This is a genomic window from Burkholderia sp. ABCPW 11 (assembly GCF_001523445.1).
Lineage (GTDB): Bacteria > Pseudomonadota > Gammaproteobacteria > Burkholderiales > Burkholderiaceae > Burkholderia.
On record NZ_LOVM01000002.1, the window covers coordinates 283,986 to 300,883 of the forward strand.

Annotated in this window: 12 protein-coding genes and 1 tRNA gene; 4 read left to right on the forward strand and 9 right to left on the reverse strand. The window is 65.9% G+C overall.

The window, feature by feature from the left end; all coding sequences use genetic code 11:
- Positions 1–97 precede the first annotated feature (97 nt).
- A complete protein-coding gene (locus WS61_RS02015) occupies positions 98–790 on the forward strand; it encodes an amino acid ABC transporter permease (protein ID WP_006484207.1) in 693 nt (230 codons plus the stop codon).
- A gap of 52 nt (positions 791–842) precedes the next feature.
- Here the strand turns inward: WS61_RS02015 and WS61_RS02020 are convergent, their stop codons facing one another.
- The 6 genes from WS61_RS02020 to rnr all read right to left on the reverse strand — a co-directional run bounded on the left by WS61_RS02020 (position 843) and on the right by rnr (position 8,058).
- Positions 843–1,829, reverse strand: coding sequence for a Gfo/Idh/MocA family protein (locus tag WS61_RS02020; RefSeq protein ID WP_059499008.1), 987 nt, complete (start codon positions 1,827–1,829; stop codon positions 843–845).
- Positions 1,830–1,927: 98 nt separating this feature from the next.
- The gene (locus tag WS61_RS02025) at positions 1,928–2,644 is read right to left on the reverse strand and encodes a FadR/GntR family transcriptional regulator (RefSeq protein ID WP_059499009.1); all 717 of its coding nucleotides are present in this window, start codon (positions 2,642–2,644) and stop codon (positions 1,928–1,930) included.
- Positions 2,645–2,924: 280 nt separating this feature from the next.
- Positions 2,925–3,620 (reverse strand): ribose-5-phosphate isomerase RpiA, encoded by a 696-nt coding sequence (gene rpiA / locus WS61_RS02030; RefSeq protein WP_059499010.1) that lies wholly within the window; start codon positions 3,618–3,620, stop codon positions 2,925–2,927.
- A 92-nt stretch (positions 3,621–3,712) separates the two neighbouring features.
- On the reverse strand, positions 3,713–4,585 hold the full coding sequence (locus WS61_RS02035) for an N-acetylmuramoyl-L-alanine amidase (protein WP_059499011.1): 873 nt from the start codon (positions 4,583–4,585) through the stop codon (positions 3,713–3,715).
- A gap of 109 nt (positions 4,586–4,694) precedes the next feature.
- Positions 4,695–5,438, reverse strand: coding sequence for a 23S rRNA (guanosine(2251)-2'-O)-methyltransferase RlmB (gene rlmB / locus WS61_RS02040; RefSeq protein ID WP_059499012.1), 744 nt, complete (start codon positions 5,436–5,438; stop codon positions 4,695–4,697).
- A 148-nt stretch (positions 5,439–5,586) separates the two neighbouring features.
- Complete coding sequence (gene rnr, locus WS61_RS02045; protein WP_059499013.1) at positions 5,587–8,058, reverse strand: ribonuclease R; 2,472 nt, start codon at positions 8,056–8,058, stop codon at positions 5,587–5,589.
- Positions 8,059–8,310: 252 nt separating this feature from the next.
- Here rnr and WS61_RS02050 point away from each other — a divergent pair.
- Positions 8,311–8,397, forward strand: a tRNA-Leu gene (locus WS61_RS02050).
- A 228-nt stretch (positions 8,398–8,625) separates the two neighbouring features.
- Here WS61_RS02050 and WS61_RS02055 read toward each other — a convergent pair.
- Positions 8,626–9,198 (reverse strand): bacterioferritin, encoded by a 573-nt coding sequence (locus WS61_RS02055; RefSeq protein WP_034207163.1) that lies wholly within the window; start codon positions 9,196–9,198, stop codon positions 8,626–8,628.
- Between the two features lie 181 nt (positions 9,199–9,379).
- On the opposite strand from WS61_RS02055, the gene WS61_RS02060 reads away from it, so the two are divergent.
- The gene (locus tag WS61_RS02060; RefSeq protein ID WP_059499014.1) at positions 9,380–11,737 is read left to right on the forward strand and encodes an AsmA family protein; all 2,358 of its coding nucleotides are present in this window, start codon (positions 9,380–9,382) and stop codon (positions 11,735–11,737) included.
- Positions 11,738–12,110: 373 nt separating this feature from the next.
- On the opposite strand, the gene WS61_RS02065 is transcribed toward WS61_RS02060, so the two are convergent.
- Positions 12,111–13,889, reverse strand: a complete 1,779-nt coding sequence (locus WS61_RS02065; protein ID WP_059499015.1) for a SulP family inorganic anion transporter — start codon at positions 13,887–13,889, stop codon at positions 12,111–12,113.
- A gap of 545 nt (positions 13,890–14,434) precedes the next feature.
- On the opposite strand from WS61_RS02065, the gene WS61_RS02070 reads away from it, so the two are divergent.
- Positions 14,435–15,967 carry a CYTH and CHAD domain-containing protein gene (locus WS61_RS02070; RefSeq protein WP_059499016.1) on the forward strand — a complete coding sequence of 511 codons (1,533 nt, stop codon included), beginning with the start codon at positions 14,435–14,437 and terminating at the stop codon, positions 15,965–15,967.
- Between the two features lie 169 nt (positions 15,968–16,136).
- Here the strand turns inward: WS61_RS02070 and WS61_RS02075 are convergent, their stop codons facing one another.
- A complete protein-coding gene (locus WS61_RS02075) occupies positions 16,137–16,658 on the reverse strand; it encodes a DUF6496 domain-containing protein (RefSeq protein WP_059499017.1) in 522 nt (173 codons plus the stop codon).
- Positions 16,659–16,898: the final 240 nt, after the last annotated feature.

Consider the following 16,898-nt stretch of genomic DNA (forward strand, 5'->3'; position numbering starts at 1 on the left):
GCGGGCCGGAAAGGGCGGCATCCGCAACGATGCCGCCCTTTGTTTTATCGGTCCGGTTTATGATTGCGCTTTCGCGCACGCATTCGCTTCGTATTCCATGTCGACAACGTCCCTGCTCGTCCAATCGCTGCCGGTGCTCGCCCAGGGTGCCGTACTGACCGTCAAGTTCGCCGTGCTGTCGATGGTGTTCGGCCTGCTTGGCGCCGTCGTGCTCGCGATGATGGGCATCCGGCAAAGCGAAGCGCTCGACGGCTTCGAGCGCATCTGGGTCAACGCGCTCGCGTGGCTGGCGCGCGCGTACGTGAGCCTGATGCGCGGCACGCCGCTGCTCGTGCAGATCTTCGTCATCTATTACGGGCTGCCGAGCCTCGGCATCTCGCTCGACCCGACGCCGGCCGGCGTGATCGCGCTGTCCGCGAACGTCGCGGCCTACATGTCGGAAAGCATGCGCGGCGCGATCAACGGGATCGCGCGCGGCCAGTGGCTCGCCGCGTACAGCCTCGGGCTGTCGTGGGGGCAGACGCTGCGCTACGTGATCGGCCCGCAGGCGCTGCGCATTGCGGTGCCGAGCCTGTCGAACAGCCTGATCAGCCTGATCAAGGACACGTCGCTCGTATCGGTGATCACCGTGACCGAACTGCTGCGCAGCGCGCAGGAAGTGATCGCGGCCACCTATCAGCCGCTGCCGCTCTATCTCGCCGCCGCGGCCGTGTACTGGATCCTGTGCCAGATCCTCGAATGGGTGCAGCGCTGGTACGAAAAGCGCCTGTCGCTGCCGTCGCGGCACTGAGCCACGCAGTTGCGCCGGGCCACGCTCGCGGGCCCGGCACCCTTCTTCCCGCTTACTCGCCCGAATAACGCACGCCGAGCACGGCGCGCGCCGCGTCGGTCATCGCGATCATCTGCCGCGAATGGTCGTGCGTCATGATCGGGCTTTCGGTCTCGCCCGCGCGCAGCAGGTCGCAGAAATGCGCGGTTTCGTAGTTCAGCCCACCGCCGTCGACCGGCGCGTCGAGTTCGACGGTGCGCCCGTCCGCGTAGCGGATCGTCGCACGCGCGGGGTTCCACCACTTCTCGTGAATCGTCACGTGGCCGCCCGCCGCGGCAATGAGCGCGTCGCCGCGCCCCATCACGTCGAGACCGCAAAAGAGCTGCGCGATCCCGCCGTTCTCATGCACGCTGTTCAGGCTCGCGAACAGGTCGACACCCGTCGCGCCGACGCGGCCGAGCGTCTGCACGTCGCGCGCCGCGCCGAGCCAGTCGACGGCAAGGAACGCCTCGTAGATGCCGATATCGAGCAGCGCGCCGCCCGCGCAATCGAGCCGATAGACGGAATGGTCCCCCGGCACCGACGACGACGCGCAGCCGGCTCGCACGAGCCGGATCTCGCCGATCGGATCGTCACGCAGGTGCGCGCGCAACTGACGGTACAGCGGGAAGAACGGCGGCTTCATCGCCTCCATGAAGAGCAGCCCGGCATCGCGCGCCGCGTGCAGCACCGTGTCGAGTTGCACGGCGTTCAGCGCCGCGGGTTTCTCGCACAGCACGGCCTTGCCGGCAGCCAATGCGGCCAGCGTGTACTGCGCGTGACTGTCATGGAGCGTCGCGATGTAGACCGCGTCGATATCGCTCGCGAGGAGCGCATCGAGGCGCGCGGCAGGCGCGCCGCCGTAAGTCTCGCAGAAGGCGGCCGCTGCATCGGCGCGGCGGGCCCAGACGCCGGCGAGCGTGGCGCCCGGCACGTGCGCGAGGCTTTGCGCGAAGCGGCGCGCAATGCTGCCTGCACCGACGATGCCGAAGCGCACCGGGCGATGGTCGTTGTCGTTCATCCTGATCTTCCGTGTCGGTCGTATGACGGTTGCCGGCACGCTGCCGGCCGGCCGTCATGATAAACGGCCCGGCACACGGATGAGCGATACGCGCAACGTCAGGCACGCACCGGCACGTCGACCGAGAAATCGCGCGAAATCTCGTCCGCGCTGAAATCGATCAGCGCGAGCGAGGCCGCTTCGGCTTCGCGCGGGTCGCGCCGTTCGATCGCATCGACGACGCGCGCATGCGCCTTCACCGCGATGTCGTGCGCGCCTTCCTTCTGCACGACGCGCGGATTCACGAGACGCACCGCCCCGCGCACGATCGCCGCCATCTGCTGGAAGAACTGATTGCCGCTCGCCTGGACGATCCGTGTATGCAGCAGCTCGTCCGCCGTGTCGTAGCCGGGGTCGCCCGGCTGCAGCACCTTGAACGCATCGAACGCTTCGCGAATGCCCGCGATGTCGGCCGCCGTCGCACGCACCGCCGCCTGCGCGGTCGCGCGTGGTTCGATCAGCATCCGGAAATCGATGACGTCGCGCATGAACTGCGGATCGGGCTTTGCCCGGAATCGCCAACTCACGACGTCTTCGTCGATCATCCGCCAGTCGCGCATCGGCCGCACGCGCGTACCGACTTTCGGACGCACGTCGAGCATGTCGCGCGCAAGCAACATCGACAACGCTTCCCGCATCACCGTGCGGCTCACGTCGAACTCTTTCGACAGCACGTCCTGTGGCGGCAAGATGCCGCCGTACTTGTCTTCGACGATACCCGCGACAAGCCCATCCATCACTTTGGCGACCAGTGACCGGTCTTTGCCCTGCTCCATGACACCTCCCCGTGCGTCGATTTGCGAACACCTGCTCCGCAGTTCCGCCGGCCCTGGTTACTACTGTTCTTATGATCTATAAGTTGATGAGTTCGACGATATTTCGCTATCTGGTAAACACCTGACAGGGTTATCCCTCTTTTGAACGAGGTGATTTATACGGCTAAAAAAAAGGCCCGGGAAGCGCGCCGCGCCTGCCGGACCCCGGTTTCCACAAGATTTATATATCCAATCCGTGACGGCAGATAGCGCGCCGTTACGGACTGCTTCTCATTCAGATTCAGCCAGCCGGATAAACGATCGTTTCAACGCCGTTTTCCGTGCCGAGCAAGCACAGATTCGCGCCGCGCTCGGCGAACAGGCCGACCGTCACGACGCCCGGCCACGCGTTCACCTGCGCTTCGAAACCGCGCGGATCGGCGATCTGCAGGCCCTTCACGTCGATGATCTCGTTACCGTTGTCCGTGATGTAGGGCGCGCCGTCCTTCGTCACGCGCAGCACGGGCACGCCGCCGAGCGCGGTCACGCGCCGGCCGATCGCCGTGCGCGCCATCGGCACGACTTCGATCGGCAGCGGGAAGGCGCCGAGCACCGGCACGCGCTTGCTGGCGTCCGCGATGCACACAAACGTGTCGGCAACCGACGCGACGATCTTCTCGCGCGTCAGCGCGCCGCCGCCGCCCTTGATCATCGCACCGCTCGCGTCGATCTCGTCGGCGCCGTCGACGTACACCTGAAGCGACTCGATCTCGTTCAGGTCGAACACCTTGATGCCGTGCGATTTCAGGCGTTCGGTCGTGGCGACCGAGCTCGACACGGCGCCGCGATAGCGCGATTTGACGGCGGCGAGCGCGTCGATGAAGCAGTTGGCGGTCGAGCCGGTGCCGACACCGATCACCGCACCTTCGGGTACGTTCTGGATCACGTAATCGGCGGCGGCCTGGCCGACGAGGCGTTTGAGTTCGTCTTGAGTCATGGCGTGGTAATGCTGCGGGATTGCGGAAAACCGCCAGTTTACCGGAGTCGGCGGACCGCCCTGCGTTTTTCGGCGGCCGATGCGCCGCGTATTCAGCGCGTGTCGGCGGCCGGCGCGGGGTCCGCCGCTTGCGTGCCGGGGAAGTACTTGTCGAGCAGCGCCTGCGCGATCGCGTCGCTTTCCGCGTCCGGGTTGCCCGCGTAGTCGGACGGCCGGAAATGCATCTGGAACGCGGCGAACACGCGCCGCGTGCGCGTGTCGAGCACGCCGTCGGTCGGCACGTCGTAGCCGTAGCGTGCGAGCTTGATCTGCAGTTCCCGCACGTCGACCGGCGCGTGCGGATCGCGGCCGCCGAGCCGTGCCGCGACGGTCGCGTCGTCCGGCCATGCGCCGACGCCGGCTTGCGCGAGCGCATGCCACGGGAACAGCGGCCCGGGATCGATCTTGCGTTGCGGCGCGATGTCGCTGTGCCCGACCACGCGCGTCGGCGCAATCCCGTAGCGCGCGACGATGTCCTTCGACAGGCGGATCAGCGCGTCGACCTGTTCGGGCGGATACGGCTGCCAGGTGCGTTGCTGCGGATCGAGCGGGCCGCGGTTCACGTTCTCGATGCCGATCGACACCGCGTTCAGCTCGGTCGTGCCCTGCCATCCGCTGATACCCGCGTGCCACGCGCGCCGTGCTTCCGGAACGAGCTGGTAGACGACGGGCATCCCGCGCTCGGTGCGCGGCTGCGGCGGGATGACGTAATGCACGCTGACCGACTCGCCGGTCAGCGTGCGCAGCGATTTCGCCTCGTCGCTTTCGGTGTAATGCATCACGAGAAAGCGGATCCGCGAATCGGCACCGCGCGCATGCAGGCTCGTGTCGGCGTAGTAGGTGTCGCGATCGACGAGCGTCGGCGACGTGCAGGCAGCCAGCAGGCCGAGCACGGCGCAGGAAACGCCGACACGGAACGGGGTCATCGGTCTCGGATTCCGGAGAGCTTGCATCGGGGCACGCGTCGTTCGGGTCATTCGATGCCCGCGCGTCGCGCGCGGGACGGGCCGGCCCTCGGTCGGGTCAGCCTCGGGGTCAGCCCTTCGCGCGTCGCTGGCGCACGGCTTCGTACAGGCACACGCCGCTCGCGACCGACACGTTCAGGCTTTCCACGCTGCCGGCCATCGGGATGCTCATCACTTCGTCGCAGGTGTCGCGCGTGAGCCGGCGCATGCCTTCGCCTTCCGCGCCCATCACGAGCGCGACCGGGCCGTCGAGCTTCGTCTCGTAGAGCGTCGCCGGCGCCTCGTCCGACGTGCCGATGATCCACACGCCGGCTTCCTTCAGCTCGCGCAGCGCGCGGGCCAGGTTCGTCACCGTGATGTACGGCACCGTATCGGCCGCGCCGCTCGCCACCTTGGCCGCGGTCGCGTTCAGGCCGACCGCCCGGTCGCGCGGCGCGATCACCGCGTGCGCGCCGGCCGAATCGGCGACCCGCAGGCACGCGCCGAGGTTGTGCGGATCGGTGACGCCGTCGAGCACGAGCAGCAGCGCGGGCCCGTTGATGCCGTCGAGCAGCTCGGACAGGTTCTGCGCGAGCGGCATGTCCTCGACGCGCGCGACGACGCCCTGGTGGCGCTCGGTATGCGCGAGGCCCCACAGGCGCGTTTCGTCGGCCGCGATCAGCCGCACGCCCGCTTCTTTCGCGGCGTGCAGGAACTCCTGCATGCGGCGGTCGCGGCGCGTCTGGTCGTACAGCACCTCCGCCACCGTCGATGCATCGTGCCGCATACGTGCGGTCACCGCATGAAAACCGTAAAGAACCTTCAGACGTGACATGACTGGAACAACCTTCGATCAAACGTGCGGCCGCGCGACATGCGCAGCCGCGATCCATGGAAAAGGAAAGCGCCGCGTGGCCGGCCGATGACCGGTGACGCGGCGTCTCTCGATACTGCAGGGCGTGCGCTTGCGCCGCCCCGAACGCTCAATACTTCTTGCGGGCGCGGGCCTTCTTCGCGGCCGGCTTCGCCGACGCACCGCCGCCACCACCCTTCTTCTTCGCGGCGCCACGCGCGGCGCGCGCTTCCTTCACCGCGACGCTCGGCGCGCTCGCGGCCGTCTTGCGGCGCGGCACGGTTTCCTCCGCCGGCGGCAGCGCACGCACGCGCGGGCCGCTGCCGTTGCGATCGACGCCGGCGGCCGGTGCTGGCGACGGACGCGGCGCCTTCACCGGCGTATCGCGCACGAGCCGGAAATCGATCTTGCGCGCATCGAGATCGACGCGGCTCACCTGGACGCGCACGCGATCCGACAGGCGATAGCGGATGCCCGTGCGTTCGCCGCGCAGCTCGTTCTTGATCTCGTCGTACTGGAAGTAGTCCGAGCCGAGCTCCGTCACGTGCACGAGCCCTTCGATGAACAGCGTGTCGAGCTGCACGAAGATGCCGAACGACGTCACGCCGTTCACCATCCCGCCGTACTCCTCGCCGAGCTTGTCGCGCATGAAGTAGCACTTGAGCCACGCTTCGACGTCGCGCGACGCTTCGTCCGCACGGCGTTCGTTCGCCGAGCAGTGCAGGCCGAGCTCTTCCCAGATCGCCGTGTTCGAACGCGAGCGGCCGCGCGCTTCGTCGTCGGCCTGCTGCATCGCGCGGGCGCGCGGCGACAGCGCGGTGTTCAGCTCGAAGCCTTCCGGCGCCTTCGGCACGTACTTCTTGCCCGACAGGATCGCGTAGATCGCGCGGTGCGTGAGCAGGTCGGGATAGCGGCGGATCGGGCTCGTGAAGTGCGCGTATGCCTCGTACGCGAGACCGAAGTGGCCGATGTTGTCCGGGCTGTAGACGGCCTGCTGCATCGAGCGCAGCAGCATCGGCTGCAGCATCTGCGCGTCCGGCCGGTCGCGGATCTGCGCCATCAGCGCCGCGTAGTCGCTCGCATGCGGCTTGTCGCCGCCGCCGAGCGTCAGACCCATGCCGCGCAGGAACGCGCGCAGGTTCTCGAGCTTTTCCGGCGTCGGCCCCGCGTGCACGCGGTACAGGCCCGGATGCTTGTTGCGCTTCAGGAAATCGGCCGCGCAGACGTTCGCGGCCAGCATGCATTCCTCGATCAGCTTGTGCGCGTCGTTGCGCTGACGCGGCACGATCTGCTCGATCTTGCCCTGCGAGTTGCAGACGATGTAGGTCTCGGTCGTGTCGAAGTCGATCGCACCGCGCTTTTGCCGCGCGGCGAACAGCGACTTGTAGACGCCGTACAGATCCTGCAGGTGCGGCAGCAGATCGGCGCGGCGCGCAGCCTCCGGCCCCTTCGTGTTCGACAGCACGGCCGCGACTTCGGTATACGTCAGGCGCGCCGCCGAATGGATCACGGCCGGATAGAACTGGTATGCCTTGATCTCGCCGCGCGCGGTGATCACCATGTCGCACGCGAGCACGCAGCGGTCGACCTGCGGATTCAGCGAACAGAGGCCGTTCGACAGCTTCTCCGGCAGCATCGGGATCACGCGGCGCGGGAAGTAGACCGACGTGCTGCGCTCGAGCGCGTCGGCATCGAGCCCGCTACCCGGCTGGACGTAGTGCGACACGTCGGCGATCGCGACGATCAGCCGGAAGCCGTCGCCGCGGCCGACCTTGACCGGCTCGCAGTAGACGGCGTCGTCGAAGTCGCGGGCGTCCTCGCCGTCGATCGTCACGAGCGGCACGTCGCGCAGGTCGACGCGAAAACGCAGGTCGGCCGGCCGCACCTTGTCGGGCAGCGCGGCGGCTTCGTCGAGCGCCGGCTGGCTGAATTCGTGCGGCACGCCGTACTTGCGCACCGCGATTTCGATTTCCATGCCCGGATCGTCGATATCGCCGAGCACTTCGACGACACGGCCGAGCGGCTGCGAATGGCGGCTCGGGAAATCGGTCAGTTCGACGACGACGACCTGCCCGACCTTCGCCTTCTTCACGTTCTGCGTGATCAGGATGTCGTGGCCGATACGCTTGTCTTCCGGCGCGACGATCAGTGCGCCGTTCTCGTTCAGCAGGCGGCCGATGACGCGCTTGTTCGCGCGCTCGGTGACTTCGACGACATGACCCTCCGGCCGGCCGCGGCGATCGTAGCCGACGATCCGCGCGAGCACGCGGTCGTTGTGCATCACCTTCTGCATTTCGCCGTTCGGCAGAAACAGATCGTCCTGGCCGTCGTCGCGGATCACGAACCCGTAGCCGTCGCGATGCCCCTGCACACGCCCCGCGACGAAATTCGACGGATGGGTCAACTGGTAGTGGCCGCGCTTGTCGAGGCGGATCTGGCCGTCGCGCTCCATCGCGGCGACACGCCGGAAGAACCCCTCGCGCTCCTGACGCTTGATCGACAGGGCTTCGGCGATGTCGTTGGCGGCCAGCGGCGCGTCGCTCGTACGCAGCACGCCGAGAATCTCTTCACGGCTCGGAATGGGGTACGGATATTTGCTCAAGGGTTTGTCGATGATTGTTCTCGTTGCGTTGACCGATGGTGCACGGCATCAACATAGAGGTGTCCGTCCGAGACAGTTCTATATTGACGGCGGCGGGTCATTCTATCACCCGCCCGTGTCGCCAAATGACGGGGAATGCCGCGGCCGCGCACGGTGGCGGCCGGTTTGCGATGCGCCGCAAAAAGATGTTGACAGGAATAATTGGGGCGCTATAATTTCGCTTCTTTGCAGCAAGCAGCTACTGCAAAACGTGCCCAGGTGGCGGAATTGGTAGACGCACTAGGTTCAGGTCCTAGCGGTGGCAACATCGTGGAGGTTCGAGTCCTCTCCTGGGCACCATCTGTTTTTTAAAAAGGTCGGCTTTCAGCCGACCTTTTTTCATTTCAAGCTCGGGAAACACCGCGCCCGCATACTTGTACGAAGGCGCGCAGGCCTCGCGCTTCCCGGCGCGTCCGTGGGCTGAAGCATTCTCCCGGAACGCACGGCCCGGCCGGACGCCTTTCCCGCGCTACCGCCCGGCCTCGCAAGCGCCTTGCCCGACTTCTCCGCCATTACGCCTTCAACGGACTATCCACGCCCCTGGAGCAGATCGGCCATATCGTCGGCATGTTCTTCCTCGACCGCGAGAATCTCCTCGAACAGCCGGCGCGTCGTGACATCCTTCTCGCCGAGGTAGCGGATGATCTCCCGATACGTGTCGATGGCGATCCGCTCGGCGACCAGATTCTCGCCGATCATGCTGGTCAGGTCCGTGCCTTCCCGGTACTCCGAATGCGCACGCGTTTTCAAGCCGTCCGGCGCGAAATCGGGTTCGCCGCCGAGCTGCACGATGCGCTCGGCGATCCGGTCGGCGTGCTCCTGCTCTTCGGTCGCATGCTGCGCGAATTCCTGCGCCACGGCTTCGGAATTGATGCCTCTGGCCATGAAGTAATGCCGCTTGTAACGCAGCGTGCAGACGATCTCGGTCGCCAGCGCGTCGTTGAGCAGCTTCAGCACCTTGGTGCGGTCCGCGCCGTACGTTTGCGTGACCGGGCCGTCCGACATGTGCTTGCGCGCGTCTTCGCGAATTTTCTTGAGGTCCAGCACGAACGGGTCGCTGGATTCAGGTACCGCGTCATGGGTTGCAGGTGATTTCGTCATCGATCTGCTCCTTTATCCGGTAAGAAAATCTGCTGCCCGCCTTGGACAGCAAAATCGATACCTGCCCGGTACTGCTCGACCATCCCGCAGCGGACAGGCCCGCCCGCGGTACGGCAATTGCTGCCTTCCTGCCGAAGGCCGGCCCGTGAGGGGCCGGACCGCAAATCTCAAGACCTTCGCCATGGCCTTACCGAACGCGTCCGGAATGACGATCGCCAGAATGGCAGGCAAAGTCGTTGCATGGCTCGTCGCAGTACTGATCATTCTGATCGCGGCGATCGCGCTGTTCATTTTCACGTTCGACTGGAATCGGGCGCGGCCCATGGTCGACGACAAGGTGAGCGCCGCAATCGGTCGTACGTTCACGATCAACGGCGACCTGACCGTGAGCTGGCATCGCGCCAGCGGCGAAACCGGCTGGCGTGCGTGGGTCCTCTGGCCTACCTTTGCGGCGCGAAACATCACGATCGCGAACCCGGACTGGACGAAACAGCGGTACTTCGCCACGCTCGACGAAATCGACTTCCAGGTGAAGCTGCTTCCGCTGATCACGCACGACATCGTCATTCCGGTCATCCATCTGGTGAGTCCTTCCATCGACCTCGAACGCGTCGCCGACGGACGAAACAACTGGACCTTCAAGCTCAAGTCCTCCGCGCACCCGCTCGAGTGGAAACTCGACCTGCACGACATCCGGCTCGACCAGGGCAGCATCGCGCTGTCCGACCAGCAAAAAGACGTGGCGATGCAGGCGACGGTCAACACGCTCGGCCATGCGATCCCGATCGGCGAAGTCCTGAAACAGCAGGAAAACAAGTCGCGCAGTGCGTCGGCCGAAGTGGTCGGCAAGCGAGGCGCGCAAAAGCTGAGCACGCAAGCGCAAGCGGCGGCATCTGCGGCGTCGGCAGCATCCGGTGTATCGGCAGCGCCGACCACGCCCGGAAGCCCCGCTTCGGCTGCCCAGCCGCCCGCAAGCGGAACGGCTGCCGCCGTCACGCAACAGACGAGCGAGCCGCAATACGGCATCGGCTGGACAGCGACAGGCAGCTACAAGCATTCGGCGTTGTCGGGTAACGGCAAGCTCGGCGGCGTGCTCGCGCTGCAGGATGCGTCGCGGCCCGTCCCGGTACAGGCCGACGTCAAGGCCGGCGACCTGCATGTTTCACTGGTCGGTACCGTCACCGACCCCGCCCATCTGGCTGCCGTCGATTTGCGCCTGTGGCTGCAAGGCTCAAGCCTCGATCGCCTGTATCAATTGACGGGCATCACGCTTCCCAAGACCCCGCCCTACGCCACGGAGGGTCATCTGACGGGCAACATCAAACCCGGCGGCAGCGTGTTCCGTTATGAAAAATTTTCAAGCCGCGTGGGCGGCAGCGATCTCGACGGCACGCTGATCTATACGCAACGCGCACCGCGGCCGCTGCTCACGGGCGAGGTGGTCTCGAATCTGCTGCAGTTCAAGGATCTGGCACCGGTGGTCGGCGCGGACAGCAACGCGAGCAAAGCCAGGCGCGGCGACAGCGCGCGTCAGCCGCCGAACAAGGCCCTGCCTGTCGAAGGCTTCCGGACCGAGCGCTGGAAGGCGATCGATGCCGACGTGAAATTCACGGGCCGCCGCATCATCAAGGATCCGGCGCTGCCCATTACGGATCTGTACACGCACATCGTGATGACCGATGGCGTGCTGTCGCTGGAGCCGCTCAAGTTCGGCGTCGCGGGTGGCTCGATCGCGTCGGACCTTCATCTCGACGGCCGCGAGCGGCCGCTCAAGGCACGCGCGTCGACGCGCGTGCGCCATCTCAAGCTGAAGCAGCTGCTGCCGACCGTGAAGACGATGCAGAGCGCGCTCGGTGAAGTCAATGGCGACGCGCAGTTGTCCGCGACCGGCAACACGCCGGCGGCGCTCGCAGCCAGCTCCAACGGCGAGGTGAAGCTGCTCGTCACCGACGGCGTGCTGAGCCGACTGCTCATGGAAGCCACGGGCCTGAACGTCGCGAACGTCGTCTACGAAAAGCTGTATGGAGATCGCACCGTGCACATCAACTGCGCGGCCGCCGATTTCGTGGTCACCGATGGCGTGCTCGATTCGCATGCGTTCGCACTCGACACGGACGACGCCGTCATCAACATCGACGGCAAGGTGAACATGAAGAACGAAACGATGGATCTCGGCGTACACCCGCACACGAAGGGCTTCCGCATTTTCACACTGCGCTCGCCGCTCTACGTCAGGGGCACCTTCAAGAATCCGCACGTCGGCGTGAATCCGACCGCGCTCGCGCTACGCGGCGGCGCGATGGTCGGCCTCGGCATCGTCAATCCGTTCGCCGCGCTGATTCCGTTGATCGCGCCGAGCAACCACAAACCGCTGCCGTGCCGGCAACTGATCGCGGCGATGCAATCGCAGCAACCGACCGCGCCGCCGCCGGGCCAACGCAAGAAGGCCAAAGGACTGCGCCTGCCGCCGGGCACGCCGGTCGGGGACGCAACTCATTCCTCCGTCCTCGGCATGCCGTTGCCCAAGACAACTCGCTGATTCTCGTCGTTGTACCGGCGATCGTTCCGCCCGAACGCGGAACGGCTGACGATCCGCCGCCGGGCACGAGCTTCGCGCGTTGGGGGAATTCGATGCCGCCCATTGCCGGCTGCCGCAACGAGGCGGCTGGAGCGGCGATCGCCCGGCCTGACACAGCGGCGAGGCAGGAACCGACCGATACCGCGCGCCGTCGGTACTGTGCATTGCGGGCCGCGGCGACCGTGGCGATCTTGTTGCCACCCTCGCGGTGAGCCCGCCCCGCCGGCGCGGGCTGCGTGCGAACAGTACTGGCTACGCGCACTTCGCGAGGGACGGCTTTCGCGACGCGCGTCGCGCTGCCTCCACTACGTCGTCGTCGCCCAGACGCGGTACATCATCCTTCGCCTTCCCAATCGTGCCACTCGACCGAATGGGATTTCAGATACGCCGACACGGTTTCGCCGATCGTCGGCATGAAGTGGTCTTCGCCGATCCGCTCGTACAATCCGTATCGCTTCAGGCTGTCCTTGACCGGCCCCTTGAGTTCCGCGAAGCATAGCTGCATGTCCGCATCGTCGAGTTCGTCGTCGAGCCTCGCCAGCATGTCGGCGGCTGTGACGTCGATATCCGTCACGGGCTCGGCCGCGATGGCGACCCAACGGGTACGGGTGGGCGCATCGCGCGCCGCGGTCATCACGCGCTCGTGAAAGATTTCCGCGTTGGCGAAGAACAGCGGCGCATCCCAGCGCAGCAGAACCAGCCCGGGGATGCGCCGCGCGTCCGGATGACGCGCGATATCGTGATAGCCCTTCACGCCGTCGCGCCGGCCGAGCACGGCCGAATACGGGCGCCACGCCCGCCAGAGGAAAGCCAGCACGGCAAGCCCGAGGGCGATACCGACGCCGGCCACCACGCCCGACAGCACGACCCCGGCAAAGCATGCGAGGGACTGCACGAATTCCGGACGGCGCAACCGATAAAGCCGCCGCAGGCCGGCGATTTCGATCAACGAAAACGATGCGGCGACGACCACGGCCCCGAGGGTGGCTTGCGGCGTATCACGGAGCGCCTGCGGGGCAAAAACCAGCAACGCCGCCACGATGAGTGCGGCAATCAGGCCGCAGGCCTGGCTCTTCGCACCGGCCCCCTCGGCGACCGGCGTGCGCGATCCGCTGGCCGCGACCGAAAAGCCCTGGAACAGCCCTGCTGCAATATTTGCGATCCCGAGCGCGACGAATTCGCGATTGCGGTCGACACCGTCCCCGCTGCGCAGCCCGTAAATCTGCGACAGCATGCTGATGTCCGTAAACGACACCAGTGCGATCGCGGCGGCACTTGCCGATAGTGCGAGCCATTCGCTCGGCGCAAGCGCCGGAAAGTCCGGCAGCGGTAGGCCGCGAGGCAACGTGCCCACTACGCTGATGCCCGTCCGGGCCGCCAGATCGAAATATGCAGCCCCGACGGTGGCGACGGCCACGGCCACCAGCACCCCCGGCAGTTTCGGTGCCCAGCGTCTGAATGCCAGGATAACGGCGAGCGACAGCACACCGATCGACAAGGCCGCGAAGTTCGTTTTTCCGGCGGCAATGGCGCTCGCCAGCGCGCGCAACTGTTGCAGAATCGACGCTTCGTGCACGGTCAGACCGAGCAGCTTCGGTAACTGACTGACGATGATCGTGACGATGATGCCGTTCAGATAGCCGTAGCGGATCGGCGTGGACAGCAGATCGGTGATGAAGCCCAGCCGGAACAGGCCGACCGCCAGACAAAGGGCGCCGGACAGCAACGCAAGCGCGCCCGCGAGCGCCGCCGCATGCGCGAGGTTGCCGTGCGCGAGCGGCACGATGCTTGCCGCGATCAGCGCAATGAGCGCCGAATCGGGCCCGAGCACGAGGATGCGGCTCGGCCCGACCGCCGCATAGGTGACCAGCGCGGCAATCGACGCATAGAGCCCCGACGCGGCGGACAGGCCGGACGCGATCGCGTAAGCCATGCCGGCGGGCACCAGCACGGCGCTCAGCGTCACGCCTGCGGTGGCGTCACCCGGCAGCCAGGCCATCCGGTACGTGCTGAGCCACGCGATACCGGGCACGCGGCGGGCGATTTCCTTCAATCGTCGTACGATGCTATCGCTGACCACACGTGTCGCTCCCGCGTGTCTTGGCCGGGTCATGAACTTTCGGATCGCGTGGTTCCATGACGAGCCCTCTCCCAACCGTTCACCGGCGCTGGCGGCACACTGCCGCTGTCGTGACAAGCCCGGTCGACGCTGTCTGCAGGCTGCCGCGAACGCCGGCGTTTGCGCAACGCCTTCGGATCCATTGCACTGCGCCTGTTCCGACGCGTCAGGCGGCGCAACGGAAACGCCACGCGTCGGTTCGGGTGCCCGTTCGCAGCAAGCCTCGTACCCGGCACCGGCACGCAACCGGTTGAACCACTTCGATTCGTATGGCCCCTTCTCGATTACGAGCAGTCGCTTTGTACGTTTTACCTGGCTCGCGCAAATTCCGTGTCCGGACCGCGGCGCATGACGGGGAAGAGGCAGATGGATGGGAGCCCGTCGGGTATGTCGGCATGTCGGCATGTCGGGCGCTACCAGCGTGACACTCGAAGCGGCCGCCGGAGGGTGCAAAAAATGCTCGCCTGCATCAGACGGCGAAGCTTCGCCGCCGAACGGCGCGCGAGCTGACCGGCCGATGACGAGAGCAAAGGAGTGCAATGGAAAGGGAACTGAAACTGCTGGTAGACCGCGAGCACGTGGGTAGAATCCGCGAGTCGCCGCTGTTCGCGGAAAGCAAGAACACAGTGTCGTCTGACACAACGCTCGTCAGCACCTACTACGACACACCGGAACTCGCATTTCGTCGGTGCAATGCGTCGCTGCGCGTGCGCGATCACGGCGACAAGACGGTCCAGACCATCAAGCTTGACGGCTCGGCGCAGGCAGGCGTGTACGAGCGCGACGAATTCGAAATGCCGGTCGACGGCCGCACACCCGATCTGAGCTTGTTCACCGATTCGATCCCCGCCGACAGCAGTCTAGGAAAGCTGATTCGCGATAAACGCACCGCGTCGAATCTCGAAGCGCGCTTCGTCACAAGGATTCGCCGCACGGTGCTGCCATTACACCTGCCGTCCGACGAAGAAGTCGAGTTTGCGATCGATGAAGGCACCATCGAAACCGACACGGCTTCGACTCCCATCGTCGCAGTCGAGATGGAATTGAAGCGCGGCCGGCCCGACCGTCTCTATCAGATTGCGCTCGATCTGCTCGCGACGGTTCCGCTTCGCTTCGACCGCCTGAGCAAGGCCGATCGCGGCTATGAAATGCTTCTGCAACAACATCAGACGCCCGTGAAAGCGAAGCCGGTAACGCTTCACAAACGGGACAGCATCGAAGACGCATTCCGCCAGATCGCACACAATTGCCTCGAGCACATTCACGCGAACGAACGCGGCGTCGTGTCCGGTCACGACCCATCGAGCGTGCATCAGATGCGCGTCGGCCTGCGGCGTCTGCGCTCGGCGCTCGATCTGTTCGACAAGGTCATTCCCGCCTATCCGGGGCTTCAGGACGAATTGCGCTGGATCGCATCGGAGCTCGGAGAGGCGCGCGACTGGGAGGTACTCGTTCGCTCGACACTCGGCCAGGCACTCGAGCAGACGGAGAAGAAGCTGGAACGCCGGGCAGTGGAACGCGCGTGCCAGCGGGTGGCAACGGAAAAGCGCGCCAACGCAGCCGCTGCCGCGGAGTCCGTCCGTTACACGCGTCTGATGCTGCAACTGACGCGATGGCTAAACGGTGCACGCTGGCGTGACGGCATGTCGACGAAGACGTCCGAAGCCATACGAAATCCGGCGAAGCGGCTTGCATCCAACATATTGCGTCGCAGGCACAACAAGTTGCTCAAGCGCGGCCGCGGGCTGGCCGGGCTCGATGATCGCCGCCGGCATCGGGCGCGGATCGCCGCGAAGAAACTTCGGTATGCGACGGAATTCTTTGCTTCGTTGTTTCGGAAGTCGGCCGTGAAGCATTATGTGGCGACATTGAGTACGCTTCAGGACGACCTGGGCTGGCGCAACGACGCAGTGGTCGCGGACCGTCTGCTGGATTCGCTTCCCCGCACCCACGCCGATACCGCTTCGGGCGCAGCTTTCGTTCGAGGGTTCTGGGCTTCGCGCGTGGCCGCCGATTACGCTCAAATGAAAAAGTTATGGAAGCGCTTCAAGCGGCTGTCTCCACCTCGATAGAGACCGGTGCCGGCCACGCCGTATCGAGCCCGGCATAGTCGCCGCAACGGCTGCGGCAGCGGGCACCCGCGCAGCGGCCCCTTCCGCGCGAGCGCGCGGGGTTCTGCCCGTGCTGCCGACATTTCGCCGGCTCCGCGATCCGAGCGCGCGTTGCCGATCGGCCAACGCGTTAGTGATGATGCGAACGGGCCGCCCGCGTCTGTGCTGCCTTCTTGGCCGCTGCCGAGCGGCCTGCCGCGCCTTTGGTCTGCGCCGCCTTCTTGGCCGCTGCGGAGCGGCTCGCGGCCGGACGGCGCGCGGCAGCGCTCTTCGCCTGCCTCGACATCGCGGTCGACGACGCCCCCTCCTTACTCTCGCGCTTCAACACGGCAGTCGTGGTGCGCGAGCGTTTCGCTTTCGATTCGGTGCTCGGGCTCGCCTTTTTCCTGCCCTGTCCCGCAGCGGTGTCCTGCGCCGCCTTCTTGCGGGTCGCTTCGCTCGTCTTGCCCTTCGCGGGCGGCTTGAGATCGACACCCGCACGCCGCGCCTGCGACAGACCGATGGCGATTGCCTGCTTGGCGGAGCGTACGCCATGCTTGCCGCTGCGTACGCGGTCGATCTCTTCCTTGACGAACTCGCCTGCCTGGGTGCTCGACGACTTGCCGCTGCGTTTGTCGGCGCGGGCTCGCTGGATCGCTCTCTGTTCGGGCATGATCACTCTCCTTGATAAAGGCGTACGCACTTTTTCGAGCAACGGGCGTGCCCAGTGCACCTCGAAGCGCGCACCGCGCGCGGCGACTGCTCCGCACAATCCGGATCGCACCGTGCGCCGCCGAAAATCAGGACTCCCCGACACCAAGCGAACGCATCCGAATCAGTGAGCGCCCCGCTTATGCCGGCTGGTTGGATCGATAGCAGAATTTATCGGTTATCGGCCGCCCTCGGCGTTGGT

Bases quoted from the DNA above. Each gene is read 5' to 3' on its own strand.
- WS61_RS02015 (WP_006484207.1), top strand. From the start codon at position 98: ATGTCGACAACGTCCCTGCTCGTCCAATCGCTGCCGGTGCTCGCCCAG.
- WS61_RS02020 (WP_059499008.1), bottom strand. From the start codon at position 1,829: ATGAACGACAACGACCATCGCCCGGTGCGCTTCGGCATCGTCGGTGCA.
- WS61_RS02025 (WP_059499009.1), bottom strand. From the start codon at position 2,644: ATGGAGCAGGGCAAAGACCGGTCACTGGTCGCCAAAGTGATGGATGGG.
- rpiA (WP_059499010.1), bottom strand. From the start codon at position 3,620: ATGACTCAAGACGAACTCAAACGCCTCGTCGGCCAGGCCGCCGCCGAT.
- WS61_RS02035 (WP_059499011.1), bottom strand. From the start codon at position 4,585: ATGACCCCGTTCCGTGTCGGCGTTTCCTGCGCCGTGCTCGGCCTGCTG.
- rlmB (WP_059499012.1), bottom strand. From the start codon at position 5,438: ATGTCACGTCTGAAGGTTCTTTACGGTTTTCATGCGGTGACCGCACGT.
- WS61_RS02055 (WP_034207163.1), bottom strand. From the start codon at position 9,198: ATGACGAAATCACCTGCAACCCATGACGCGGTACCTGAATCCAGCGAC.
- WS61_RS02060 (WP_059499014.1), top strand. From the start codon at position 9,380: ATGGCCTTACCGAACGCGTCCGGAATGACGATCGCCAGAATGGCAGGC.
- WS61_RS02065 (WP_059499015.1), bottom strand. From the start codon at position 13,889: ATGACCCGGCCAAGACACGCGGGAGCGACACGTGTGGTCAGCGATAGC.
- WS61_RS02070 (WP_059499016.1), top strand. From the start codon at position 14,435: ATGGAAAGGGAACTGAAACTGCTGGTAGACCGCGAGCACGTGGGTAGA.
- WS61_RS02075 (WP_059499017.1), bottom strand. From the start codon at position 16,658: ATGCCCGAACAGAGAGCGATCCAGCGAGCCCGCGCCGACAAACGCAGC.